This is a genomic window from Allotamlana fucoidanivorans (assembly GCF_006265225.1).
Lineage (GTDB): Bacteria > Bacteroidota > Bacteroidia > Flavobacteriales > Flavobacteriaceae > Allotamlana > Allotamlana fucoidanivorans.
Window position 1 is genome coordinate 192,621 of the sequence record NZ_VDCS01000001.1, and the last position, 26,547, is coordinate 219,167.

General features: G+C 35.1%; 16 protein-coding genes. 4 read left to right on the forward strand and 12 right to left on the reverse strand.

All coding sequences use genetic code 11. The features are described 5' to 3' along the window. Positions 1 to 9 precede the first annotated feature (9 nt). Together FGF67_RS00835 and FGF67_RS00840 are read left to right on the forward strand one after the other, a co-directional pair. A complete protein-coding gene (locus tag FGF67_RS00835; protein ID WP_139694561.1) occupies positions 10 to 1,200 on the forward strand; it encodes a succinylglutamate desuccinylase/aspartoacylase family protein in 1,191 nt (396 codons plus the stop codon). 73 nt (positions 1,201 to 1,273) lie between these two features. Beyond that, positions 1,274 to 2,506 carry a porin gene (locus FGF67_RS00840; protein WP_139694562.1) on the forward strand — a complete coding sequence of 411 codons (1,233 nt, stop codon included), beginning with the start codon at positions 1,274 to 1,276 and terminating at the stop codon, positions 2,504 to 2,506. 68 nt (positions 2,507 to 2,574) lie between these two features. Here FGF67_RS00840 and FGF67_RS00845 read toward each other — a convergent pair whose 3' ends face one another. From FGF67_RS00845 to FGF67_RS00865, 5 genes are all read right to left on the reverse strand, one after another. Continuing rightward, on the reverse strand, positions 2,575 to 4,428 hold the full coding sequence (locus FGF67_RS00845) for a M1 family metallopeptidase (RefSeq protein WP_139694563.1): 1,854 nt from the start codon (positions 4,426 to 4,428) through the stop codon (positions 2,575 to 2,577). Positions 4,429 to 4,497: 69 nt separating this feature from the next. Beyond that, complete coding sequence (locus FGF67_RS00850) at positions 4,498 to 6,105, reverse strand: S8 family peptidase (protein WP_139694564.1); 1,608 nt, start codon at positions 6,103 to 6,105, stop codon at positions 4,498 to 4,500. A gap of 23 nt (positions 6,106 to 6,128) precedes the next feature. Continuing rightward, positions 6,129 to 6,989: an MBL fold metallo-hydrolase gene (locus FGF67_RS00855; protein WP_139694565.1), complete on the reverse strand. Its 861-nt coding sequence runs from the start codon at positions 6,987 to 6,989 to the stop codon at positions 6,129 to 6,131. Between the two features lie 53 nt (positions 6,990 to 7,042). Continuing rightward, complete coding sequence (locus tag FGF67_RS00860) at positions 7,043 to 9,244, reverse strand: SulP family inorganic anion transporter (protein ID WP_139694566.1); 2,202 nt, start codon at positions 9,242 to 9,244, stop codon at positions 7,043 to 7,045. After that, positions 9,241 to 10,089, reverse strand: a complete 849-nt coding sequence (locus FGF67_RS00865) for a universal stress protein (RefSeq protein WP_139694567.1) — start codon at positions 10,087 to 10,089, stop codon at positions 9,241 to 9,243. Before FGF67_RS00865 ends, FGF67_RS00860 begins: the two co-directional genes overlap by 4 nt. A 104-nt stretch (positions 10,090 to 10,193) precedes the next feature. Here FGF67_RS00865 and FGF67_RS00870 point away from each other — a divergent pair, with 104 nt between their 5' ends. Then, entirely contained in the window at positions 10,194 to 12,044 is a 1,851-nt protein-coding gene (locus FGF67_RS00870) for a cation:proton antiporter (RefSeq protein ID WP_139694568.1), read from the forward strand. An 89-nt stretch (positions 12,045 to 12,133) separates the two neighbouring features. Here the strand turns inward: FGF67_RS00870 and FGF67_RS00875 are convergent, their stop codons facing one another. The 7 genes from FGF67_RS00875 to lepA all read right to left on the reverse strand — a co-directional run bounded on the left by FGF67_RS00875 (position 12,134) and on the right by lepA (position 25,165). Beyond that, entirely contained in the window at positions 12,134 to 14,539 is a 2,406-nt protein-coding gene (locus FGF67_RS00875) for a glycoside hydrolase family 31 protein (protein ID WP_139694569.1), read from the reverse strand. Positions 14,540 to 14,885: 346 nt separating this feature from the next. Further along, positions 14,886 to 16,793: a 1,4-alpha-glucan branching protein GlgB gene (gene glgB / locus FGF67_RS00880; protein ID WP_139694570.1), complete on the reverse strand. Its 1,908-nt coding sequence runs from the start codon at positions 16,791 to 16,793 to the stop codon at positions 14,886 to 14,888. Between the two features lie 3 nt (positions 16,794 to 16,796). Beyond that, the gene (locus FGF67_RS00885) at positions 16,797 to 18,428 is read right to left on the reverse strand and encodes a trehalose synthase (protein ID WP_139694571.1); all 1,632 of its coding nucleotides are present in this window, start codon (positions 18,426 to 18,428) and stop codon (positions 16,797 to 16,799) included. Between the two features lie 4 nt (positions 18,429 to 18,432). Further along, complete coding sequence (locus FGF67_RS00890; protein WP_139694572.1) at positions 18,433 to 20,373, reverse strand: alpha-1,4-glucan--maltose-1-phosphate maltosyltransferase; 1,941 nt, start codon at positions 20,371 to 20,373, stop codon at positions 18,433 to 18,435. Between the two features lie 30 nt (positions 20,374 to 20,403). Then, positions 20,404 to 21,669 carry a glucose-1-phosphate adenylyltransferase gene (locus FGF67_RS00895; RefSeq protein WP_139694573.1) on the reverse strand — a complete coding sequence of 422 codons (1,266 nt, stop codon included), beginning with the start codon at positions 21,667 to 21,669 and terminating at the stop codon, positions 20,404 to 20,406. Positions 21,670 to 21,693: 24 nt separating this feature from the next. Beyond that, on the reverse strand, positions 21,694 to 22,899 hold the full coding sequence (gene glgA / locus FGF67_RS00900) for a glycogen synthase (RefSeq protein ID WP_139694574.1): 1,206 nt from the start codon (positions 22,897 to 22,899) through the stop codon (positions 21,694 to 21,696). Positions 22,900 to 23,368: 469 nt separating this feature from the next. Continuing rightward, on the reverse strand, positions 23,369 to 25,165 hold the full coding sequence (gene lepA, locus FGF67_RS00905) for a translation elongation factor 4 (RefSeq protein ID WP_139694575.1): 1,797 nt from the start codon (positions 25,163 to 25,165) through the stop codon (positions 23,369 to 23,371). Between the two features lie 225 nt (positions 25,166 to 25,390). Between lepA and FGF67_RS00910 the strand changes: the two genes are divergently transcribed. Beyond that, positions 25,391 to 26,512: a T9SS type A sorting domain-containing protein gene (locus tag FGF67_RS00910; RefSeq protein WP_139694576.1), complete on the forward strand. Its 1,122-nt coding sequence runs from the start codon at positions 25,391 to 25,393 to the stop codon at positions 26,510 to 26,512. Positions 26,513 to 26,547 lie beyond the last annotated feature (35 nt).

Consider the following 26,547-nt stretch of genomic DNA (forward strand, 5'->3'; position numbering starts at 1 on the left):
CAGGTATTCATGATTGATGTTTACAATAAAGCTATTGACGATACTATAAAAGTTGACCGTATTTTAAATAAAATACAAGGATACCAACCAGGACCTACCATGGTGTTTTTTGGTGGTATTCATGGCAATGAAACCTCTGGTGTATTTGCTTTAAAAGATACGTTATCAGGTGTTAGTAGAGCCTATGTAAACGGAACCATTTATGGTATAGCGGGGAATTTGGCAGCACTAAAAAAACACCAGCGTTTTATTACCGATGATTTAAACAGACTTTGGACGAAACAGAATATTGATATCTTAAAAAGCAAAACCAATTTAAATGATGATGAAACCGAATTAATTGAATTGCTTGATATTTTGAATACCATTTTAAACACGCATTCAGGACCTTTTTATTTTATTGATTTACACACTACATCTAGTAAAACATTACCATTTATTACTATTAATGACGCTTTAATCAATAGGCAGTTTTCAAAACAATTTCCAGTACCTATTGTTCTTGGTATAGAAGAATACCTTAATGGGCCACTTTTAAGTTATATAAATCAGTTGGGTTATGTGTCCTTAGGATTTGAATCTGGTCAGCATGATGATTTTCTAGCAATTACCAATAGTATCGCTTTTATTCATTTAGCGCTTGTTTATTCAGGCATTTTAGAAAAGGAAGCTATTATAAATTTTAATAAGTATCATGAACAGCTAAAGCAGCAAGCTTCAAATACCTTTGATGTTTTTGAGGTCGTTTATTTGCACAGTATTCAAAAAGATGACGTGTTTAAAATGCATACAGGATTTAGAAGTTTTCAACCCGTCAAAAAGGGCACCAAACTCGCCATAAGCAATGGAACAGAAATAATGGCGCCTTATAACGGTAGTATTTTTATGCCTTTGTATCAAAAACGAGGTGCCGATGGCTTCTTTATTATTAAACCAATAAACCCCTTTTTTTTAAAACTATCTGCTTTATTAAGAAAGGTGAAAACAGATAGTGTGTTGGTGCTTCTTCCTGGAATTTCCTGGGAAAATAAAAAGGAAGGTATTTTAAAAGTTAACTTAAGGGTTGCCAAGTATTTTGCTAAGGCCTTCTTCCACTTATTAGGTTACCGAAGTAAACAAATTACGGCTTCGCATATCCTCTTTAATAACAGAGAGCGCGTGGCTAAAACTTCTATTTATAAAAAAGAGCTATGGTATTAATGTGCGGTTAACACCATTGGTAGGTTATTTAGCTATATTTGAGTAATATTGATTATCAAACCCTTAGATAGTTATGAATACAACTAAGAGCCTCCTCAAAATTTTAGTTACTTTTTTATTTATTAGTATTTCAAACGGACAAGAAATTAAAGTTAAGTGGTATGATAAAATTACGCTTGGCGGATACATGCAGGCTCGAAATAACGATTTATATAAAACCAATCCGAACATGGAAAACCCACAAGGCGATAGAACCTATGGCGGATATAGTGGTTTTTCATTAAGGCGCATGCGATTAAAGGTTTCTGGTCAAGTACACAAAAGAGTTTACTTTTATTTTCAAGCCGATTTTGCTTCTGACGGGAAAAACCTTGGTCAACTAAGAGACGCTTACTTTGATTATTTTATTGATGAAGCAGGTGCTTTTAAGCTAAGAGGCGGTCAAAGTAAAATTCCATTTGGTTTTGAAAATCTTCAATCGTCACAAAATAGAATTGGCTTAGATAGAAACGACCCTTTAAATAGTGCTGTGAAAGATGAACGTGATTTAAATATTGGGATACATTGGGCGCCAGTAGAGAAGCGTGCACTGCTAAAAGAAATTGTGAACAAAGGCTTTAAAGGAACTGGTGACTATGGGATGGCTTATATCATGATGTATAATGGGCAAAAGGCTAACACGTTAATTCCTAATGTAGATAAACTTAATCATATTGCGTTTCGATTTACTTATCCCATAAAATTACCATCGGGGCAATTTATTGAGGCTGCTGTTCAAGGATATACCGGAAAGTATGTAACAACCGAAGTCAATGATGCGGTTAAGCTAAGAGATGATAATGGAAACACAACTGATATTGATGCCGTAAATCAACAATTCAGAGACCAACGGTTGGCTGTTAGTTTCTTGTATTATCCGCAACCGTTTGGTGTACAGTTAGAGTATAATTTTGGTCAAGGACCTGAGTATAAATATGACCCTACCAATGTGCCATCACCACACTCTATAGGTGTTGAATCGTTACATGGTGGGTATATTCAGCTTATGTATATGAAACGTATTAAGCAACAAATTTTAACACCATTTACCCGATTTATGTATTATGATGGAGGTAAAAAATTTGAGCAAGATGCGAGAAGTTATGAGGTAAAAGAATTAGAAATAGGCGCCGAATGGCAAATAAATAAAGCTATTGAGTTCACGGCAAATTATACTATTGCCAATAGAAGGTATGAAGATTCTTTTAAACCTATAAATAGAGAAAAAGGACAGCTAATCAGGCTACAATTACAAATTAATTATTGAGTTTGTTTTAGTTATAAAAATAGAAAAGCCCGATTTATATTAATACGGGCTTTTTTTTAAAAATTGAATTATTTCTTATTGTTTTCTCTGTCAATATCGGCCATCATGTGTTTAGGATCAATTTCAACAGATTTAACTGGTTTTGAAACGTCAAACGTATAAGTCGGGTAGGCCCAAGCCCAATCTTTTATAATGGTTGCTGCGGTTGGTTTTTCACCACGCATCATTTGTAACGGAATATAAAAATCTTCAGTAGTTCCATCAGTATAAGTTACGGTTAAATCAATAGGCATAGGCATCAAACCTCTTCGTTCAAGGGTTATGGTTTTTTCTTTAACTGTTTTAACGCCATAATCAATCGTATTGGTGGTGCGTGTCCAATCATTTAAATACCAGTCAAGATGTATCCCTGAAACCTTTTCGGCTATTCTTATAAAATCTGTTCTTGTTGGGTGTTTAAAAGCCCATTCCTTAAAATATTGCTTTATGGTTTCTTTTTGGTTTTCCTCCCCAATAATATAGCTTAACTGATTTAAAAAAATGTAACCTTTATAGTAGGCTGAAACAGATGACGACTGATTTAAAAAAAAGCGGTCTGCATGGGTAGTTTGTGGCTGCTCATATCCAGATTTGGCATAAGAGAAATAAATATCATAAACGCGTTTTGTAGGTTTTTCAAAAGGTTTATTAAAAATGGCGCATTCAGCTAGCTCCCCAAAGTATTCGGTAAAACCTTCGTCCATCCAATAATTGGTAAGTTCATTAGTAGCCAATAAAAATTGAAACCAAGAATGAGCAAGTTCATGAGCTGTCACTCCAAAAAGGCCATTAAACTCGCCTTCACCTGCAATTAATGTGCACATACCATATTCCATACCACCATCACCACCTTGTATTACCGAATATTGCTCATACGGATATTGACCAATGTTTTCACTGTAAAATTGCATCAATTCTACTGTTTTGGGCTGTAGTTTTTTCCAGTTTTTTAATTTGTCTTTAGGCATCGTGCTTTTATACAAGAAATGAAGCAACGGACCATTAGGAACTTGCATGGTATCATGGATATACTCAGGATCTGCGGCCCAAGTAAAATCATGTACGTTAGGGGCTATAAAATGCCAAGTCAACTTTTCAGAACCGATTGGTTTTACAGGTTCTGTTTCGTAACCATGACCAATTTCATTAGGGTTTTGCAGGTAACCTGTTCCTCCCAAAGTATAATTTTTATCAATAGCTATTTTGACATCAAAATTTCCCCATACACCATAAAATTCACGACCAATGTAAGGATCGGTATGCCAGCCTTCATAATCGTACTCCGCTAGTTTAGGATACCATTGCGCCATAGATAGTGCCACACCTTCACTATTGTTTCTTCCTGAACGACGTATTTGAACAGGCACTTGAGCGTCAAAGACCATATCAAAAGTAACACGCTCTCCTGGCTGAATAGGCTGTGCTAAATCTACCTCTAAAACGGTTCCAACGGTTTTGTAACTTAAAATAGTACCGTTTTGTTTTAAAGATTGTACATGAATATATCCAATTTCATTAGGTTTTAGTTTACTAATGCGGTCGCCAACTCTGGAGTCTGGATCAGGAATGGTACGCGATCTTATGTCCATTTCACTTTCAGGTTGAAAGGCGTTAAAATAGAGGTGGTAAAACACCTTTTTAAGAACATCAGGAGAATTATTGGTGTAAACAAGCGTTTGTTTTCCTTCGTATTGATAGTTGTTTACATCAACATCTATTTCCATGTTGTAATCTACATGTTGTTGCCAATAGGTGCTACTTGCTTTTGAAGATAGAATATAATCTTGAGAAGCTGTGCTGTTTGTAACTTGTGAAACGTGTGTTGTAGGTTTACATGATAATAGAAAAGAGATAGATACTATTGATATGAAAATTCGATTCATAAAGGGGTATAATTAAAAAAAGGTTGTTTGAATTTTAACACAAACAACCTTTTTAGATTTAAAACGATATTATTTTGACATTTTTGCAGCCATAATTAAGGCGTTATATGCATTTACCATTTTTCCAGATTTACTTAAATCAGCAAATGGTCTTACATCTTGTGCATCACCACCAACAATAACCTTTCTTTTTATAGCTAACCCAGAATCCATAATAATTTGTTTTACCTGAGCTGCAGACAAATTAGGGTAATAAGAACGAATTAATGCTGCTACACCTGCTACCGCTGGTGCTGCCATAGATGTACCTCCTATTGATTTATAATCATTCTCAGGAAACGTTGAATAGATGCTTGCTCCAGGCGCAAAAACATCAACATTTTGTTTTCCATAGTTTGAAAAACCAGCCACTAAATTTGACCCATAATTAGGACTTAACGCACCAACTCTAATGTATGTTTCAGAAATTTCTTTACCATCTATATTATCATCTGGGAAATTAGGCTCTATATCAACATTATTACTGTCATTTCCAGCAGCATGCACAAATACCACATCTTTTTCTGAAGCATAAGCAATAGCCTCTCTTACCCAATCACTATGTGGTGAAAAGCTTTTACCAAAGCTCCCATTTATAACTTGGGCACCATTATCAACAGCATAGCGTATACCTAGAGCCACATCTTTATCATATTCATCTCCGTTTGGCACCACTCTTACGCTCATAATTTCAACATTGTTTGCTACACCGTTAGCTCCTTTTCCGTTGTTTCTAACAGCGGCTATAATTCCAGCTACGTGCGTACCGTGACTCTCACTTTTCTTAATGGGCTTTACATTAGCATCACCGTAATATTTTGTGGACATATCATTTGCGTTGTCACCATTTACGCGTCCTTTAAAGTCTTTGTTCAAATGGTAATTTAAACGTTCATTAATGCCTTCTAAATCCTTTTCAATTTCTTTTAATGCAGCATTTAAAGACTCTAGATTGTTACTATACATATATTGGGCAATCTGCTTAGCCTGATTTAAGTCTTGGTCTTCTGTCTTGATGGCATTAACATCGTCTTTGGTATAATCTTTTTTACCTAAATGGTCAGCTAAAATTTCATCGGCACGTTTTATACGTTGATAAATTTGATCATATTGCGTTTTTCTTTCCTGATACTTAGGATATTCTTTTTGATAGGTTTCTTCCGCTCTTTTATAATCGGGATCAGTCGTATCACCTTTAGCTAGAATCCGCACATATTCTAGCTGTTCATCATAACCTTTTCCTAAAAAATTCCAACCATGAATGTCATCAATATATCCATTTCCATCATCATCTTTACCGTTATTAGGAATTTCATCGCTGTTGGTCCAAATATTAGCACTTAGATCTTCATGGTCGATATCTATTCCAGAATCAATAACAGCTACAATAACTTTTTTTCCTTTTTTCTTTTTGATGAGTTCGGCATAGGCTTTGTCTACACTCATACCAGGAATGGTATCTTTTACTAAGTCAAGGTGTCCCCAGTTATGGGCCTCTGCCTCGGTAAGTTCAGATACCTTTAGTGGTGAATTATCAATGTTTTCAACAGGTGTTGATATGATATCACCAGAGGCACCACAGCCAAAAAGTATAGTAGCAGAAACTGCTGATAAAGCTATTAATTTGAATGTTCTCATGTTTGTATTGAATTAGTCGTTTTTTAATTAAATATATCTTGTGTTTTAAAGTTCTCTTTTAATCTAACCCCTTTTTCGGTGTGCCGAACGGTAATAATTTCATTGTGAGCATCGTGTTCTAAAAACAAATAGAAATTATGGTCAGCAGCCATGTTAAGAAAGGTTTCTTTTTCATTAAGCGTTAAAAGTGGTCGTGTATCATAACCCATAACATAGGGGAGAGGTAGGTGACCAGCAGTAGGCAGTAAATCTGCCATAAAAGCGATGGTGTTACCTTTGTATTTGATAAGCGGAATCATTTGTTTTTCGGTATGACCATCTGCAAAAAAGATATCAAAATTTAATGGAGAACCTTCCAGTATGTTTTGTTCAGGAAGGGTGGTAAATTTAAGTTGTCCACTTTCTTCAATAGGTAAAATATTCTCCTTTAAAAAAGAGGCCTTTTCACGTCGGTTAGGTTCTGTAGCCCATTTCCAGTGGTTTTCATTACTCCAAAAATGTGCGTTTTTAAAAGCAGTTTCTAAACGAGTTTTATCTTTATTCCACTGAATACTGCCGCCACAATGATCAAAATGTAAATGTGTTAAAAACACATCGGTAATATCATCACGGTGAAAACCATATTGTTTTAAAGAGCTGTCTAAATTAAAATCACCCCATTGGTAGTAGTATCCAAAAAACTTTTCAGATTGCTTGTTTCCCATACCGTTGTCTATCAAAATGAGCCTGTTAGCATCTTCTATCAGCAAACATCTAGAGGCAATATCAATCATATTATTAGCATCGGCAGGGTTTGTTTTTTGCCAAATAGATTTAGGAACCACGCCAAACATAGCGCCACCATCTAACTTAAAATTTCCGGCATTAATGGGGAATAAATTCATAGAAAGCAAAATTAAGAAATCTATAAAGAATCCCTCAAAATGTTAAGAATATATTAAGAAATAACTTGTCTTAAACGTTTGCCAAAGTCGAATAGCGCTTTTATTTCTTTGATGCTTGCCAAACGTTCTTTACCAAATATTAAAATAGCGTTTCCGTTAGATTCTACATGATAGTAGGGATTGCTTTCAAAAAAGTGTGTTACATCGTCATTAAACAGTTCGGCTATTCCAGCTTCATTATCACCCATTAAATGAAATCGTTTTGAAAAATCTTCGTGATTATTAATAAGAATATCTTTATAACCAGCAAAGGCAGAGACTTTTTCAAGAAAACCTTCCTTGTCTAGTGTAAATTCTGGAATGGTTTTATTTAATTCCATATAAAGCATAGTGGCTCTAATATCTTCTTTGGCAATAAATTCACCTTCTGAAAATTGAATATCAAAAAGTTTACTATGGCTTTCTTTATGTGCCGATACATTATAAATACGCTCAATATGTTTGGTGTCAAAGAAGGAAAAATGATTCAAAAAAGAAAATTCTTTGGTCTTTTTAGAATTATAAGCAAGGCCGTAATCTAAAGCCAACGCTTTCATATTGGTTTGCCGTCTGGTTAAACTGTTTTTTATGATTTTTGGTACAGGAAGTAAGCGTCTTGAAGCAAAGGGGTGTTTTGAATCGGTATCATGCATATCTAAACCAACTACATCAAAATGCCCCCCACGTTTGGAAAAAAGCTCTTGATAATTATTAATGTTTTCCATAACCGTGTCATCAACAAATTCACACATAGAAAAATCTACAATAACATCTTGGTCTTCAGGAATATCATCCAAATGTTTTTTAAGTCTGAAATAATTTAGAAAGCTACAAAAGTGTTTTACCGATACGTAAAAGCTGTCTTTGACAGCATCCTCCTCTTCTTTAAACATTAATACATTAGGTTTAAGCACATTTCTAAAAAATAATCCGAAGCTTTTATTGATAACAACATGAATGATTAAGGAGGCTAAAACACCTGCTAAAATGCCTGTTATTAAACCTATTTTAAGGGTTACAATTAAAGTGACAAAGAATATAATGAGTTGCTCTCTTCCAATAGAAAACATTTTGGTAATTACTTTTGGAGAAGCTAGTTTATAGCCAGTATATACCAAAATAGCCATAAGTGCTGGTAACGGAATACGTGTGAGTTGCGTGCTAAAAAATACTATAAATATGATTAAAAATAAGGCGTGAAAAAAGTTTGACGACCTGTTATTGGCTCCATTGTTTACATTAACGGAGCTACGCGCTATCACGGTAACTACATTTAAGCCTCCTAACAAACTGCTACCAATGGTGGCCAAACCAAGGGCTTTTAAATCTCTGTTTACGTTTGAACGTCTTTTTTCTGGGTCAAGTTTGTCAACAGCTTTTATACTGAGTAGTGATTCAATACTTGAAATGAGTGTTAAAGCTAAAACACTACCCCAAAAAGACATATTCCAGATACCACCAAAATTAGGTGTTGGTATATCGGCCATAATATCTTGAAATTCAGGAATTCCAGAAATCATATACTCTTTTGAAATAGGATTGGGCTCATGTAAGCCCATTTCAAAATAGTAACTAAACGCAATTGATAAAATAACAATCCACATTGGTGCTGGTATAAGCTGTAAATATTTATTTCTAATTTTTGAATAAATGAGCATGATTATAAGACTGATAACACCTGCCGCTGCTGCATAAATAAGCCCCTTGTTACCGTAGTGTAACGCATCATTTATGGTATACGGAATTTCAATTAAGTAATCAATTGTATCTGGCCTTTTTATTTTATGCGCCAACATAATATGAAACTGTTTACCCAAAATGATTAAACCAATTGCAGCTAGCATACCTTGAATTGCCGCGGATGGAAAGAAATCGGCAATAGTTCCCATTCTAAAAAAACCTAAAAGCAGCAATAAGGAGCCAGAGAGCATAATGGCAACATAGGCGTTTTCAATACCAAGTGTGGTTATAGTGGCTAATAAAACACCTACCAAGCCGTTTCCTGGTCCTGCAATAGTTACGTGACTTCCTCCAAATATTGAAACTACCACACCACCAACTATGGCTGCAATTACACCCGAAATAGGCGGTGCGTCACTAGCCATAGCCAAACCCAAACCAAGCGGCAAAGCAATGAGGCTTACTACGAAACCAGCAAATATGTTTTTGGGTAACGCCTTAAAAAAATGGACTATATTATTTTTTTTAGGGCTCATTGCAGAATTAAAACATCGGTTGGTAATTCGGTTAAAATATGCTCAATATCATGCGGAAACAATCTATCCCAAAAGGTCATTTTAGAAGGGGCATTCATAACTAAAAGATCGGCTCTAGAAATTTGAGCATAGTGCCCAATGGAATACCCTTTTTTGCCAAAAATAGCCTGAAGCTTTATGTTTTTTCCTTTGGTATAATCATTAGGAATGTGACTGATAATATCCTTTACTCTTGAGTTTTCTCGTAATTTTATACGTTCTTTCATAATGGTTGCCCTACGTAAAGACTTATCATCATCTACCTTTACAGCTACTTCTTCATTATTTATCTCTTCAACAATGGTAATTTTATGGGAATTTAATTTTTTTGACACGTAAAAAGCGGTGGTAATGGTTTGCTCCGTTTTAGGATCCTTTAGGCCATTAACTACAATATGTGCGCAAGGCACTCGATTAACCGAAGGTTTTATTAAAAGTAAAATAGAACATTTAGCACGTCTTGTAATTTTTCTAGCAATAGACCCAATATAGTATTTTACAAAATGCTCTCTTTGAACAGCTCCTAGAATTAATAAGTCTATCTTTTTGTCTTCTGCGGCTGATAAGATAACGTCTACAGGGTCACCCGCCTTAAAAACTACCTCATAGTCTAGGTTGTCTTTTTCAAAACTTTGAAGAATAGAACGAAGGGCATTTAGTTTTTCATCAGAAGTTTCACCCACATGAATTAAAAATAATTTTGATTCAAAGAAAACAGATAATCGGGCGGCTTCAAATAAGTTTGCTTTTAAGTTGGGAGAAAAAGCAACCCCAATACCAATGCTTTTGAATGGCTTTAAAGACAATTCTTTTATTAATTTTTTGTTAGAGACGGAAAGATAGCATTTTTTACAAACTTCAAATCATATGATTTATTTAAATTAGTGCTTTTTAAGGAACGTTATACTATATGTTAGAACTAGCCGGAATAATTATTTTAGGAATATTAGCTCAATGGGTAGCTTGGAAATTCAAAATCCCTGCAATTTTACCTTTAATACTTATAGGTCTGCTCGTTGGCCCCATTGCAGCCGCGTATTTTAGTGAAGACGGTTCAAAATGGATAGAACCCGTATGGAATGGAAAACACGGTTTGTTTCCGGGTGAGGGTTTGTATTATTTTGTGTCTTTAGCCATTAGTGTGATTTTATTTGAAGGCGGACTAACCTTAAAACGTTCTGAAATAAGATCGCTAGGACCTGTCATTACTAAGTTAATCACTTTGGGTTCAGCCATTACTTTTTTTGGTGCGGGTATTCTAGCTAATGTTATTTTTGGCTTAAGCTGGGAGCTTTCCTTTTTATTTTCAGCCCTTATCATAGTTACTGGCCCAACAGTAATCACACCTATTTTAAGAAACATTCCTTTAAAGAAAGACATTTCAACGGTTTTAAAATGGGAAGGTATTTTAATTGACCCCATTGGTGCTTTGGTTGCGGTTTTGGTTTTTGAATTTATTAGTGTTGAAGGTGATGGTGGTTTTACCAAAACAGCGCTCATTGAGTTTGGGAAAATCATTTTGTTTGGTACTACCTTCGGATTTACTTTTGCACATGCACTGGCGTTTGTGATTAATAAGAAGTTAATTCCGCATTATTTGTTAAATGTAGTTTCCCTCTCAACTGTTTTATTGGTTTTTGTGGAATCTGAAATATTTGCGCATGAATCTGGATTACTAGCCGTAGTGGTTATGGGTATGGTTTTGGGTAATGGTAAACTTAAAAATATTAAAGAAATTCTGTATTTCAAGGAATCGCTAAGTGTATTACTCATTTCAATTCTATTCATTCTTTTGGCTGCCAATATTAACATAGAAGATTTGATGCTGTTGTATACCTGGAAAACAGTTATATTATTTGCCGTCATAGTGTTTGTTATTCGTCCGCTAGCGGTGTTTTTGAGTACTTGGGGGTCTAAACTAAAGTTTAACGAAAAGCTATTTATTAGTTGGGTAGGACCAAGGGGTATTGTAGCGGCTGGTATTGCCTCTCTTTTTGGTAGTAAACTTATGAAACAAGGGGTTGAAGGTGCCGAGTATATCACTCCACTGGTGTTTATGATCGTGTTAGGAACGGTGCTTCTTAATGCCACAACGGCACGTTTGTTTGCAAGAATAGTTGGTGTATTTTTAAAACGATCTGAAGGTATTTTGATTGTTGGAGCATCTCAAGTTTCTAGATTAATAGGTAATTATTTGGAGGAAAACGGACGGCATGTTGTACTTATTGATAGTAATCAAACCAACATAGAGTTGGCAAGGGCAGAAGGCTTAGAGGCCATTGATACTGATATTTATTCCAATAATTTAGATGATAATATTGAGTTAAACGATGTGGGGTTTTTGATGGCTTTAACAGGGAGTGCAGATATTAATAATTTTGCTATTGATAAGTTTAGAGATCAGTTTGGTGAAAGCGGCTTTTACAGACTTATCACAGCCTCTGAAATTGAAACGCCAGAAAACAGTCCTGAAGAAGGTTTGTTTTCTCAAACCGATGATTTTAATTCTTTAACTGAAGTGGCTAGAAAATACCCTGAAATACACGAAATAACCTTGAAAAGTAGAGACCATTATGAAGGCTTGATTGAGCTAACAAATAACGACCCCGATATTATTCCGTTGTTGGTAAAAGATAAACGTGGGGTGCTTGAAATTATTTCGTCTTACAATAAGGCTATTGAAAAGATTGAAGAAGGTTATAAGCTGGTATATTTAGGCAAAGCATTTAATGGCAATGAAAAAATAGCCGTAAAAAGCTAGTCACTGCTGTTCTTTGAATTAAATTTTAAAAAATACCCAGAGACAGAAATTGGCCTCTCTGAGTATTCTTTTAAAAAATAAGATAATTATTATTTTCCTATAATATGCAGTTCTGTAAATTCTTTGGTGATGACCAAGGTATTGTCTCCATTTAATTTAATATCCTTAAACGGAATTTCAACATTATCAATTTGCACTTTTGAAATCTTGAATGGCAGGCCGTGAAGATTTAATTTAAAGGTTTTATATGAGGTGATAAATTTACCTGATTTATGCTGCTGAATAATTAATTCATTCTTCTTTCCTAAAAGTTTAAAGTCACGTAAACTGTATCGTCCTTTTATGTAATCATAGCCATCCGTTGCATCTTCATAAACCATAGAAGTTTCTTTTCCGTTTTTGTAATACACATCCAGTAATAATTCTTCTATGGATTTTTCGCCTACATATTGCTGAATAGGGTATTTTGGAATTATGGCGCCCTCTTTAATAAAAATAGGCATACTATCTAAATCGGCATCTACCCAAATTTCTTGTCCTCCCATAACGATCTCATCCGTCCAGAAGTTATACCATTTTCCAACAGGAATGTACATGCGTCTTCCTTTTTGGTTAGGACCTGTTATAGGGCAAGCTAGGATTTTTTCGCCAAAAACAAACTCATCATTTCTGTAATGGGTCTGTGTGTCTTCTTGATCATAAAGTACCAGAGATTTTAAAATAGGAATACCTTCTTCGGCATATCTCCAAAAAGCGGTGTATAGATAAGGTAGGAGTTGATATCTTAATTCAATAAACTTTCTTACCACATTAGTAATAGTATCTCCAAATGCCCAAGGTTCTTGATCACCATGATCTCCAGAAGAATGTGTTCTACAAAACGGATGAAAGATACCTAATTGAATCCATCTGGCATATAGTTCACCGTTGGGTTGTTCTGCAAATCCACCAATATCAGAGCCTACAAAAGAGAAACCAGACATACACATACGTTGCGCTTGTAGGTTAGCAATGTTGAGGTGATCCCAGGTGGCTACGTTATCGCCTGTCCATGTTGAGGTATAGCGTTGTGTGCCAGAATAAGCCGCTCTGGTAATGACGAATGGTCGTTTGGGGTAAGAGAATTTTTTTAATCCTTGATAGGTTGCTCTTGCCATTTGCATACCATAAATGTTGTGTGCTTTTCTATGGCTACAAGGGTTACCGTCATAATCGTGCCTTACATCATTAGGAAATGTTTTTCCCGGCACCTCCATAACAGCAGGCTCGTTCATATCATTCCATACGCCTTTTACACCAATATCTTCAACCAATTCTTTGAAAAGATTTGACCACCAATCTCTAACCTCGGGGTTGGTAAAATCAGGGAAATAGCATTCGCCAGGCCAAACTTTACCTTTCATATATGGGCCATCGGCACGTTTACAGAAATAGTCTTTATCAAGCCCTTCTTTAAATACCGCATAATCCATGTCTATTTTAATACCTGGATCAATGATAACAATAGTTTTAAAGCCATCATCGGCAAGTTCTTTCACCATTCTTTTAGGGTCAGGGAAATGCTCTTCACTCCATGTAAAACATCTAAACCCTTCCATATAATCAATATCCAGATAAATAGCATCACAAGGAATTTTTAATGCTCTGAACTTAGAGGTAATTTCTTTTACGTTTGACTCTGGATAATAACTCCATTTACATTGATGGTAACCTAATGCCCATAATGCTGGCATTTCATGAGGTTTTCCAGTTAAATCGGTATAATTAGCTACTACGTCAGACATATCTGGTCCGTAAATAAAGTAATAGTTCATCTCTCCGCCATGTGCCCAGAAACTGGTTATGTTTCGTCTTTCATGACAAAAGTCAAAAAAGGAACGAAATGAATTATCAAAAAAGATACCATAAGCCTTTTTGTTATGCAAAGCCGTATAAAAGGGTATGGCCTTATAAATAGGATCTGTATCTCTACCGTAGGCAAAAGAGTCGGTAACCCAATTTTCAAAACGTTTTCCTTTAAGGTTATTATCAACGGGTTTATCTCCCAAGCCGTAAAAACTTTCTCCTGGTTGGGCAGTTTTAGACATCTTTACAACATCGCCCCCAAATTCATAACTTTCTTCCCAATGAAAACCGAGTTCATCCTCACAAATTAAGGAGTTGTCTTTGGCATCATATATGGAAGAACGTAAATCGAGTTTTGAAATATAACAAATTAATTTTGATGTAGTAATGATGTAATTGTCAGTATTTTCAGTAACTTCAAGATGGTTGTAGCCTCTACTAGCATATTTTGTTATGGCATATGAAAAATCGTTTTCAAAAATACCAGTTGTAGTAAACCTAAAGCGTAAAATACTATCTCTTCTTACGGTGACCTGAAGAACGACACCATTGTTACAAGTAAATGAGAGTACATTGAGGTTTTTTTGATATGATACTATTTTGGAAGGGAACAGGTTCCCCTTATATTCTAATTCAGTGTTTAATATCATGTTATCCCTACTTAAATATTAGCACACGAAAATACTAAAATTAGGAGAGGACTCATATTGCTATTTATTAAAAAAAAGAGAAATTATTTACCTAAAACCCAAATAATGAGTGGTTTAATTGAAAAATGTTTAAAAAGCAAGGGTAAACCCGTTTTTAAGGTAACATATTTTAGTTAGAAATGATTAATGATGTGAAATTTTAAAACAAAACGAATCTTACATAGCAAATTTTTTATGTTTCAAAAAGAGATTAAATAAAACTATAAGTAAATTGTAAAAGAAAACGCTCCTGTTGTGATTATAGTTTCAATCATAAAAGGAGCGTTTATTCGTTATGTGGTATAGCTTATTTAAACTTATATACAGTAACAGCTAATGGAGGTAGGGTGATTTCGGCTGAATAGTCTTTCCCGTTCCATGCGTCGTTCTTTATGGTTATTTGTTTTTTGTTTTTAACACCGCTACCTCCAAATTCTTTGGCATCACTATTGAAAATTTCCACGAGTTTACCTTTGGTGGTTACACCAATTTTATAATTTTCTCTTATGGCAGGTGTCATGTTACACACCACAACTACGTTCTCATCTTCTTTATAGCCTTTTCTAATATAAGAGATTACGCAATTTTCATGGTCATCATAACTAATCCATTCAAAACCTTCACTACTAAAACCTTTTTCAAAAAGGGCAGGCGTGTTTTTATACAATGTGTTTAGTGCTTTATAGTAGTTTTGGATGTCTTGATGAGGTTTAAAATCAAGTAAATTCCAGTCTAGGCTTTCTTGGAAATCCCATTCGTTATACTGGCCAAACTCGCTTCCCATAAACAAGAGTTTTGTTCCTGGATGCGTAAACATATAGCCATATAACAACCTGAGGTTTGCAAAACGTTGCCATTCATCGCCAGGCATTCTACCTAAAATAGAGTTTTTGCCATAAACCACCTCGTCATGTGATAATGGCAACATAAAGTTTTCAGTAAAGGCATATGCTAAACTAAAGGTAATATCATTTTGATGATATTTTCTGTATACGGGGTCTTTAGCAAAGTATTCTAGGGTGTCATGCATCCAGCCCATCATCCATTTCATTCCAAATCCTAAACCGCCTACAAATGTTGGTTTTGAAACCATAGGGAATGCTGTAGATTCTTCAGCAATAGTTTGTGCATCAGGGAATGAGGCATACACTTCCTCATTTAATTCTTTTAAAAAGCTGATTACCGCTAGGTTTTCTCTACCACCATAAATGTTAGGTTCCCACTCACCATCTTCTCTAGAATAGTCAAGGAACAACATAGAAGCTACAGCATCAACACGTAAACCATCAGCATGATATTGTTCAAGCCAAAAAATGGCATTACTTATTAAAAACGATCGTACTTCATTGCGTTCATAATTAAAAATTAAACTTTTCCAGTCTTGATGGTATCCTTTTCTTCTATCGGGGTGTTCGTATAAATGTGACCCATCAAAGAAGCCTAAACCGTGTGCATCTTCAGGAAAATGTGATGGCACCCAGTCTAGTATTATTCCTATTTCATTTTCATGAAGTTTATCGACCAAATATTTAAATTCTTCAGGATACCCATAGCGTGAGGTTGGTGCAAAATAGCCTGTAAGTTGATAGCCCCAAGACGGATCGTAAGGATATTCCATAATAGGCATAAGTTCAACATGGGTGAAATTCATGTCTTTCACATATTTTACCAAATCGTCTGCCAGCTCAAAGTAAGACATAAACCGATCCTCTTCAACATGCTTTTTCCAAGATCCTAAATGTACTTCATAAACAGAAAATGGGGCATCAATGGCATTGTGCTTTTTTCTGTTTTTCATCCATGATTTGTCTTTCCATTTGTAATCGTCTTTCCAAACAATAGAAGCTGTTCTAGGAGGGTGCTCGCAGCGTCTGGCATAAGGATCTGCTTTTTCTGTTTTTATGTCATGATTATGACTCTGAATTTTGTACTTATAGGTAGTTCCTTTTCCTATTAAAGGAATAAACCCTTCCCAAATACCACTAGAGTCCCAGCGCACATTGAGTTGGTGTTCGCCTTCAATCCAATAATTGAAATCACCTATAACAGAGACCTGTTTTGCTGAGGGCGCCCATACGGCAAAGTATACACCATCAATGCCATCAACGGTAACAAGGTGTGAACCAAATTTTTCATAAAGCCTGAAGTGTTTGCCTGCTTTAAATAGATTAATGTCAAATTCTGTAAATAAACTATACGGTTTTACGTGTGCCATAAATTAGTGGTTTATAATATTAGAGATTCCTTTTAAAGGAATTATAGCCCATTTTGGGCGTGAGTTTAGTTCGTATCCTAATTCATAAACTGCTTTTTCAAGTAAGCAGTATTTTAATATGAAAATGCGTTCTTGATTGTATCCTAAATTTAAATTTGCGTTTTGAATTTCAGCAACATAAGTGCCTAAAAATAAGCCAGTGATATATCGGTATAAAATTTCGGAGGCATGAAAAAGATCTTCAAAAGAAGCATTGTAGTGTTTTTCACAATTATTGAAAACATTAGCATAAATGGCATAATGAAAAGATCTAAACAGACCTGCAACATCTTTTAATGGTGGTTGTTTTACCTTTCTGTCGCGAATGGTACTTTCTGGTTCACCTTCAAAATCAAGGATGTAGAAATCATCATCTTTCACCAATATTTGCCCCAAGTGGTAATCGCCATGAACACGGATGCGTTCTCCTTTAAGTTTCGTCCAGTCAAAATCAACAAAACGTTTTCTTATAAGGTTTTTTTTATCTAAAAATTCATTGGCTAAGGTTAATGCAAGCCCATCAAGTTTATAGATGTTATTTTCTACAATATTTAACCGGTTTTGAAATTGATGCAACATTTTATTTTTTAACCATACGGTATAATCGCCATTATAATGTGCTGGTGTAAAAGCGGTTTCTTCAAATTCTGAGCCTAAAGCAATATGCATTTCTGCCGTTCTTAAGGCTAGGGTTTTTATTTTTGAAAACAAGTTTAAACCAGCCCAATCAATAATTTGGGGAGGAATATCGCTAATGCTAAGTCTTTGGTATAAGTCTGTGTTTGGTAACTCAGCAATGTTGATGCGTTTGTATTCTAAATTAGAAAAGACCTTATGGAGTTCTTTCAGCATATAATCCCAAGCATCGCCATCATTAGGAATCATTTCCTGCATCAAACCTAGAGTAATATTGGTATTGGCGGCATCTACTAAGTTTATGCTGCCTAGATAAGCAGGGGTGTTTTTAAATTCTTTTTTTTCTGATAAGAACCTGCTCATTTCGTAGTCAGGATTTTTGTCTGAAAAAATGCGCCTGAAGAACTTTAAAACATATTTTTCATTGTAAACTATTGAGGTGTTGCTTTGTTCAAGGCCCATGAACCTTGAGGATTCATAGGTCACATCTTTAAATAGGTGACTTTTATGGTATTGTACTTTTGTGGTGTCTTTAGGTAGAGCCGTTGCAATACGCTCAAAAACCAATTTTCTGAAAGATTCAAGGTGTACAGCGTCAATTATATAGCCTTTTTGATCCTCAATATATAAGGGTAAAATTTTGTCCTCTTGAACAAAGTTCTCATCAGTAACAAATGCAATGGGTAAAAAATAGTGTTGATAGAAGGCTTCAACAAAATTGACTTCTAAAATTAATCCAAAATAAACTTCACCATGTTGCTGTATTCTGAAATATTCAACAAGTTCTATATACTTAAGGTTGCTTGATTTCCCTCCATACCAGCGTTGTTGTACAATATAATCTTCTAAAACATCCGACAAAAAAGCCTTAACAAACTTGTCATTATCAAGTAGTGTTTCCCAAGGCTTTTCTGTTTTGAAAATAGGTTGATTAGATGTTTTTAAAGATTGGTTCGACATATTTTTATTTGTTTATTTTAAAAATATGCATAGGCATAGTAGGGTGTAGCTCAACATAACACCATTCGCTATTCCAATTGTATCTACTATCGGTTATTAAATCATGCATTTCAAGATTGTACCCATGAGGCACACCAATGTCTTGTAATGGCATTTGAACAGAACCTGCTTGCGAGTGGTGCTCATCTAAACTTATAACCACAAAAATTTCATTACTTCGGTCATCGTTCCATTTGTAAAAGGCAATTAAACTATCATTTTCAATGTGGCAGAATTTGATATTATTGGTTTGCTGTAATGCTGGGTTGTAATGCCTGATGTAATTTATTTTTGCAATGATTGTGGTTAGCTTATTTTGTTTGCTCCAATCATAGTGTGTAATCTGGAATTTTTCAGAATTTAGGTATTCTTCTTTACCTAAAAGCGGATTGGTAATCATGTATTCAAAAACAGGACCATAAATTCCAATGCACGAGCTTAATGTTCCTGCCAAAGCATAGCGCTGAATATGTTTAGATTCATTGGCGCCTTGTAAGTGATACGGGTTAATATCTGGTGTATTAGGCCAGAAATTGGGCTGCATATACTCTTTTAAGTCACTTTTTGTTAAGTCATGCATGTATTCAATTAATTCATGCTTATTATTACGCCAAGTAAAGTAAGTATATGATTGGGTATAGCCTTGTTTTGCTAATTGTTGCATCACTTTAGGAGCAGTAAAAGCTTCAGCTAAAAAGATAACATCAGGGTGCTTGGCTTTTACTTGGGAAATAATCCAGTTCCAGAAATAGAATGGTTTGGTATGCGGATTATCTACCCTAAATATTTTTATACCACAATCAATCCAATACATAAGAATGTCAAGACACTCTTTCCAAAGGTTTTTATAGTCTTTGCTTTCCCAATAAATAGGCAGAATGTCTTGATACTTTTTTGGTGGATTTTCTGCATATTGTACGGTGCCGTCTGGTCGCCACTTAAACCACTGCGGATGCTCTTTTACCCATGGGTGGTCTGGAGCTGCCTGTAAAGCATAATCCATAGCAATTTCTATATCATTATCTTTTGCTACTTGAATCAGATTTTTAAAATCATTAAGAGTCCCCAGTTGAGGATGCACATCTTTATGTCCACCATATTTTGAACCAATGCCCCAAGTGGAACCTACATCACCATCTTTGGCTTCGGTAGTGTTATTTTTTCCTTTACGGTTCACTTCGCCTATGGGGTGAATAGGCGGGAGGTAAACCACATCAAACCCCATACTTTTTACACGAGGCATGATACGTTCACAGTCTTTAAAAGTACCGTGAATACCTTCTTGTTGTGAGGTTGAGCGCGGGAAAAATTCATACCAAGTACTAAATCTGGCTTTTTTTCTATCAACATAAGCCTTGTACTCAATACTGGTGTTAGCTAATATTTTTAACGGATTCTTAAAAAATATTTGATAGAGTCTGTCTGTACAAGCTTCTGTAATGGCTTCACCGTAATCATTTTCATTCTTAAAAATATAGCGTAGCTTTTCAAGATAGTGCTTGTCTTCTTCTTTAACATTATTAATGATGGCATCAATATATTCGGCACCCTCCAAAAGTTCAGAGGACACATGTTGCCCGTCGTTTATTTTTCTTATCAGGCCATAGCGCCAATTAAGGGCATAATCTACCCAAGCTTCAACTTTATAGGAATAAAATCCTTGTTTGGTAACTGAAAACGCACCATGCCACTCATCATTAGAGCGTAGGGTCATTCTGGTTTCAGACCAAGTTTTATCATTTTCATGTTTATATAAAATGGAGGCACCAAGTACGTCATGACCATCGGCCATAATAAATGCTTCTACATTAACAATTTCATTAACGACTCTCTTTATGTAAAATTCACCACAATTAACATTAGGTGACACATAATCAATGACAACTCTTTTCTGGTTTTGCTTCATAATGTGTTTGTGAAAAAAGAAATTTTAGATTTAAATTACAAAGCCTTTTGGTATTACGGCACCTTTTTTAATAACAACAATACCGTCCTTTACCATATATGTTTCTGTTTCAACATCTTCTAGGTGTTTGCCACCGTTTATCCTTACATCATCACCAATGCGAACATTTTTATCAATAATAGCATTTTTTATAAAGCAACGCTGACCAATACCTAATAGAATTTCAATTTTGTTAGATTCAATATCAGCTAGGGTTTCATAGAAATCACAACCCATCATATACGTGTTAATGATGGTAGATTCATCACCAATTCTTGAACGAATGCCAATAACCGATTTTTCAATTTTTGCAGCACTAATGATGCATCCTTCAGCAATGACAGCTTTTTCAAGCATAGTGCCCGCCAATTTGGTAGTTGGTAACATTCTGGCTCTGGTATAAATACGCTTGCTTTTATCATATAAATCAAACTTAGGAATATCATCAGTGAGTCCAATATTAGCTTCAAAGAATGAGTCAATATTTCCTATGTCTGTCCAATAGCCTTCGTATTGATAACTTAAAGTTTTGTGGGTTTCAATAGCACCAGGAATAATCTCTTTACCAAAATCATTGGTGTCTGGGTTTTCCATAAGTTTGGTTAATAAGTCTCTATTGAAAATATAAATACCCATGGATGCTAAGTAGTTTCTTCCCTGGTTTTTCATTTCACTACTTACTTCAGAGGTCCACTCAGGTAATAGACTGGCATCTGGTTTTTCAATAAAGGAAGTAACAACATTTGAATCATCGGACTTTAAAATACCAAATTCAGTAGCTTCTTTAGCGGTTACAGGAATAGTAGCAATTGAAATTTCGGCACCACTTTCTTCGTGTGCATTAATCATTTCTTCATAATCCATTTGATACAATTGATCTCCGGAAAGAATTAAGAAGTATTCAAAATCATGTCTTAAAAAATGATGCATACTTTGTCTTACGGCGTCTGCTGTACCCTGGAACCAGGTTTTGTTTTGTGGGGTTTGTTCTGCAGCAAGTACGTCAACAAAGGCACTACTAAAAAAACTAAAATGATAGGTGTTTTTTATATGACGGTTTAAGGATGCTGAGTTAAACTGTGTGAGTACATACATCCGTTTTATATCAGCATTTATACAATTGGAGATTGGAATATCAACTAACCTGTATTTACCTGCAATTGGAACAGCGGGTTTAGATCTATCTTTTGTAAGTGGGTATAACCTCGAGCCTTGACCGCCTCCTAAGATTATTGAAAGCACCTTGTTGTTTATCATGTTTTATCGTTTTAGTTAGTGTATTTATTTTATTAAAGACGCATATAGTTCTTCTACTTGTTTTGCAATGGCTACCCAATCAAAGTAATCTTCAACACGCTTCCTGCCGTTAACGGCCATCTTTTCTCGTAAGGCTTTATCTTTGATAACTTTATTGACACCATCAGCTAAGTCTCTAGAAAACTTATCAGGATCTATGGGTTCAAATGGTGCTTCGGTTTGTTGTTCTAACGGAATTAAAATACCGGTTTCGCCATCTACAACTACTTCTTTTATCCCGCCAACCGCACTGGCCACTACAGCAGTATTACAAGCCATGGCTTCAATGTTAATGATGCCGAAAGGCTCATAAATAGAAGGACAACAAAATACATCGGCGTGAGAATATAGTTGAATGATTTCTTCTTTGGTTACCATTTTGTCAATCCAAATCACATTGTCTCGCGTTTTTTTAACAAGATCAACGCTGTCTTTCATTTCTTTGGCAATTTCAGGAGTGTCTGGAGCACCAGCACAAAGTACAATTTGCGTATCTGGATCAATATATTTTATGGCATTTACCAAATGAATAATACCTTTTTGACGTGTAATTCTTCCAACAAAAAGCACATAAGGTTTTGTTTTATCAACACCATAGGTGTCAAGGGTAGCTGTTTCAGAGGTTGTAATATATTGTTGCAGATTAATACCATTGTAAATAACATGTACTTTATTGGGGTCAACATCAAAATGTTTAATCACATCTTCTTTAGTTTCTTCAGATACCGCAATTAGCGCATCAGCCATTTCAATAGCTGTTTTTTCAACCCATGATGAGGCATCATATCCGCGTCCTAGCTGTTCGCGTTTCCAAGGTCTTAAAGGCTCTAGAGAATGAGTGGTAATAACTAAAGGTGTGCCATAACAAAGTTTAGAAATAATACCAGCAAAATGCGCATACCAGGTATGGCAGTGTACTACATCGGCATCAACGGAGTCTGCATTCATGTGTAAACAGGTACTAAGTGTTTTAAATACAGATTTAAGTTTATCATCGGCATTATCAAAAATAGCATTGTCAAAAGGAAATCCTTTAACAGTTAAATTATTTGCACTTTCATTTTGATCTCCAAAACACCTTACGTCGACCTCAATTAATTTAGACAATTCGTCAGCTAAATATTCAACATGAACTCCGGCGCCACCATAAACATAGGGTGGAAATTCTCTGGTATAAAAAAGTGCTTTCATATGGTTGTGTTAAGTAAAATTCATATCAAAAAAAAGAAATAGAACTGACGTTGCCTTCTTTTTTTATGGTTAATTTTAATAATTGTCAAAACGATTATTTGTTAGGTACTTTATTGAAAATCAAGTAAGCAAGCTTCTTGAAATTGTTAAATTGTTAATAACATTTTTTCGGCCAAATCAAATAATTAAGACAGTGTAAATTTAGTTAAACATAGTGTTAACAGGGATTTATAGCATATGAACTTATTGTTAATAATACTATGTTATAAACATACAAAATAATTATCAACAATTTATAGTAGATTTTTCTTTTTGAAGAAATTAATGCATATCAGCAAATACATGAAATTATTTACAATAAAATCATGATAAAAGCCTGTTTAAGTTTTAATCATTCAGAAAAAAGTACCATGGCAACAGGTAGGTACTGTTTGGGTTTTTATAAAGCCCTACAAAGGCGTAAAAAGAACTAATCGTTGAGTTTTAAAACAGCCATAAACGCTTGTTGCGGGATTTCAACATTTCCTACTTGACGCATGCGTTTTTTTCCTTTTTTCTGTTTTTCTAAAAGTTTTCTTTTACGCGAAATATCACCACCGTAACATTTAGCAGTTACGTCTTTACGTAAGGCTTTTATGGTTTCACGAGAAATGATTTTTGCACCGATAGCGGCTTGAATAGGAATATCAAATTGTTGGCGAGGGATAAGTTCTTTTAACTTTTCGCACATTTTTCGTCCTATATTTTGAGCATTATCGGTGTGAATAAGTGCAGAAAGCGCATCAACAGATTGTGCATTCAGCAGAATGTCTAAACGCACCAGTTTTGAAGGCTTCATGCCTATAGGGTGGTAATCAAAAGAGGCATAGCCTTTTGAAACGGTTTTTAGTCGGTCATAAAAGTCAAAAACAATTTCAGCTAGTGGCATTTCAAAGGTTAGCTCAACACGCTCAGGCGTCAAGTAGGTTTGATTGGTTATAATACCACGTTTTTCAATACAAAGCGACATTACATTACCAATAAAGTCGGATTTTGTAATTATAGTTGCTTTGATATAAGGTTCTTCAACACGATTTAAGGTTGAGGGTTCAGGTAAATCTGATGGGTTGTTAACTATTATTGTTTCATTAGGCTCTCTATTGGTATAGGCATGGTATGATACGTTAGGAACCGTAGTGATTACGGTCATATCAAACTCACGCTCTAAACGTTCCTGAATAATTTCCATGTGTAGCATCCCTAAGAAGCCACATCGGAAACCAAACCCTAAAGCCGCCGAACTTTCGGGTTGAAACACAAGCGAAGCATCATTAAGTTGGAGTTTTTCCATAGACGCTCTTAGCTCTTCGTAATCTTCAGTGTCAACAGGGTAAATACCAGCAAATACCATAGGTTTTACATCTTCAAACCCTTCAACAATGTTTGTAGTTGGTTTGGCAAAGTCTGTAATTGTATCACCAACTTTTACCTCCTTAGCTGTTTTTATACCTGTGATGAGGTATCCTACATCGCCTGCCTTAACATTTTGTTTGGCAACTTGAGTGAGTTTTAGTGTGCCAATTTCATCAGCATAATAATCTTTTCCGGTGGCTACAAATTTTATATGCTGCCCCTTTTTAATTTCGCCATTAAACACTCTAAAATAGGTTTCAATACCTCTAAACGTATTATAAACAGAGTCGAAAATTAAGGCTTGTAAGGGCGCATCAGGATCACCTTTTGGAGCCGGTATTCTTTCAATAATAGCTGCTAAAATATTATCAACCCCAAAACCTGTTTTTCCACTAGCGTGAATCACATCTTCAGGGTCACAACCCAGCAGGTCTACAATATCGTCTGTAACCTCTTCTGGGTTTGCACTTGGTAAATCCACTTTATTCAATACAGGGATAATTTCTAGATCATTCTCTAAGGCAAGATATAAATTAGAAATGGTCTGTGCCTGAATACTTTGTGCCGCATCAACTATAAGAAGTGCACCTTCACAAGCGGCTATAGATCTAGAAACTTCATACGAAAAATCGACGTGACCTGGGGTGTCAATTAAGTTTAAAACATATTTTTCGCCATTATATTCATAATCCATTTGAATGGCATGTGATTTTATGGTGATACCGCGCTCACGTTCTAAGTCCATATTGTCTAGCAACTGGTCTTGCTTTTCTCTAGCTGTTACAGAACCTGTGTAATCTAACAAACGGTCTGCAAGTGTGCTCTTACCGTGGTCTATATGTGCAATAATGCAAAAGTTTCTAATGTGCTTCATAAAGGTATCTTCTAAAAAGATTTTGCAAAGATAGTTTAATTATTTGATGCTATAAAAGATGAAATTTACTGTATTTGTGGTATTTCTTGTAAAATAAAAGCTTTTGTGTTTTTAGGAGAACTACAGAACTAAGGGATGGTATGCTGATTTTTTTGACTAAAGTTTGAAGTAATATCTGTTATAATCCATAATTATTTATACATTTGATGATATAACCCTTTGTTTATGAGTAAATTAATAGTTTGTTGCTTCATTGTATTTGGAATGCTCACAGGCAAAAGCCAAAATCCAGATGTAACTATTCAGTTTAATCTCCCGGTGAGTTTGAATGAATCATCGGGTGTTATTTATTTAAATGACAAATTAGTAACGCATAATGATTCGGGAAACAGTAATGCCCTTTATGAGCTTGATGTTAACACAGCAACTGTAACAAGAACCATAGAAATCACCAATGCTGATAATGTTGATTGGGAAGATATCACCCACGATAGTGACCATATTTATATTGGCGACATAGGAAATAATGTGAGTGGTAATAGAACAGATTTAAAAATATACAAGGTTAGTAAAAGTGATTTTACAGCTTCAAATTCAGTACAAGCTGAGATTATTGCATTTAGCTATTTAGATCAAACGGATTTTACAGGAACAACGGCAAACAATACCGAATGGGATGCCGAAGCCCTTGTTTCTTTTGATAGCGATAATTTAATGCTGTTTAGCAAAAATTGGATTAACGACGAAACAAAGGCTTATGTAATACCAAAAACACCAGGCGATTATGAGCTTACGGCTCTGCCTACAACTTTGGCTAGTGGCGGTTTAATTACAGGAGGCACCTATAACCCCTTTAGTGGGAAGTTGTATTTAATTGGTTACTCTGAAACTTTACAACCGTTTATTTGGGTTAGTGAAGGGTTTACAAGTAGCGATGTGTTTTCAGGTACCAATACAAAAACTTTGTTGTCTTCCCTTGGTTTTGAACAGACCGAGGCCATTACCTATGTTGATGAAAACAGCTATTATGTGACCTCAGAATTTTTTTACAGTATAATTACCGAAAATGCCAAACTTATAGCACTTGAAACTAATGATATGGCGCTTTCAAAAACTAAAGAACAAGCGGTTACTGAGGTTGAACTATTTCCTAATCCTGTAAACAATATGCTTCACATAAATAGTTCGCAACTTGTATCAATAACACTTTATGATGCTAGAATGCTCAACGTGTTTTCTGGTACAAGTACTACAGTCGATATGTCTCAGTTACCATCTGGTTTGTATTTTGCTGCTATGAAACTTAAAAATGAATCGACTGTAGTCAAAAAGATTGTTAAAAAATAGAATCAAAATCAGCTTACTAGTCTTAAAAATGCCTG